This is a genomic window from Pseudomonas sp. SWRI51 (assembly GCF_014268825.1).
GTDB lineage: Bacteria > Pseudomonadota > Gammaproteobacteria > Pseudomonadales > Pseudomonadaceae > Aquipseudomonas > Aquipseudomonas farsensis.
This window is the reverse complement of sequence record NZ_JABWRG010000180.1, coordinates 1-1236: the sequence shown is the minus strand read 5'-3', so window position 1 is coordinate 1236 and position 1236 is coordinate 1. Positions and strand designations below refer to the sequence as shown.

Annotated in this window: 1 protein-coding gene; it reads right to left on the bottom strand. The window is 65.4% G+C overall.

Annotated elements, in window-relative coordinates; translation table 11 throughout:
* Positions 1-162: 162 nt before the first annotated feature.
* The coding region (locus HU720_RS23915; RefSeq protein ID WP_186523621.1) for an RHS repeat-associated core domain-containing protein at positions 163-1236 on the bottom strand (1074 nt) is incomplete at its 5' end.

The following is a 1236-nucleotide window of genomic DNA, read 5'->3' as shown; positions in this document are numbered from 1 at the left end:
GTGTTGGCCGTAGGTGGCAGTTGCCCTGCGCGGTAGTGATACCCGGTCGTGCGCCCGGCAACCTGCACCGAGCGTTGGCGACCGAGCCCATCGAATGTCTGGCTGCCAATCAGTGTTGAAAGGGCGGGCACGGCGTTTCTCCTCAAAGGTATCTGATGCGGTTCACTGGGGGAAATACAGCCTGCCAGTGGCGAGCTCGTACCCTGGGTCCAAGGCCGACGGGCCTTTTTGCCCCATGAGCCAGCGCATGAACGGCATCTTCTGTAGCGGAATGTTGAAATCCTTGCCGGTGTTGAGTGTTTCCAGCGTTGAATGAGGGAACACCGCGATTTTCTTGTCGTAGCCATAGACGGGGCGTCTCAGCACGTCTGCCACCCGCTGTGCGGCACCGCTTTTTCCGCCATGGCAGGCCAGCAGCACGATCGGCTGGCCCTCGGCGATGCCGGCAGTGACCAGGCGCGGGGCGATTTCCTTTAACGCCACATATTCCGGTGCCGCCGCCGCGCCCATGGCATTCATCAGCATGCCCTCGCGGGTGCCATGGGTTTCGAACCCGGCAAAGCCCTGCCCCCACAGATTCTTGTGGAAGGCGACATCCCGGTCGTGGCTGAACTGCTCGAAAATGATCTCGGCGCCTTTGCGGTGCGTGAACGCCGGCGTCGGCCCGCCAAGTGATTCGGTACTGGGCGTGCGGTAAACCGGTTTGCCGCCGGCTCTGCCCGCTCTGCGCGGCAGTTGCGCACTGGCGCGCGCAGCGCCGGGGATGAGGTTGACGGCAAGGCTGGCCACGCCTGTGCCTAGCGATACCCACCCCAGGATGCTGGCGGCTTGGCGGTCCTTGCCAGTGGCTTCAAGCGCCAGCGCTGCCACGCCGGTGCCTAACGAGATGGCATTCAGTGCGGCGCTGGCAATGGCCGCGACGCCGCTGGCACTGAGTGCGCCGATGCCGGCGCTGAACAGCGTCGCGAAGGCGGGCATTGCGGTGCCCAGGCTTGCAACCGTGGTTACAGCGGCCACCGCAAGACCGATGCCGGCAACCGTCCAAGTGACCCAACTGTGGCCGTCCGGGTCGATGCGGTTGATCGGGTCGCCGGCGCAGTAGGCGTAGGGGTTGATGCCTCCGCGCCCGAACGGGCTTTCGCTGTCGGGGCTGAGGAAGCACATCAGCAGCGGGTCGTAGGGGCGGTAGCCGTTGGGGATGTACCAGCCGGTCAGCGGCTCGCGGCGCAGGCCGGT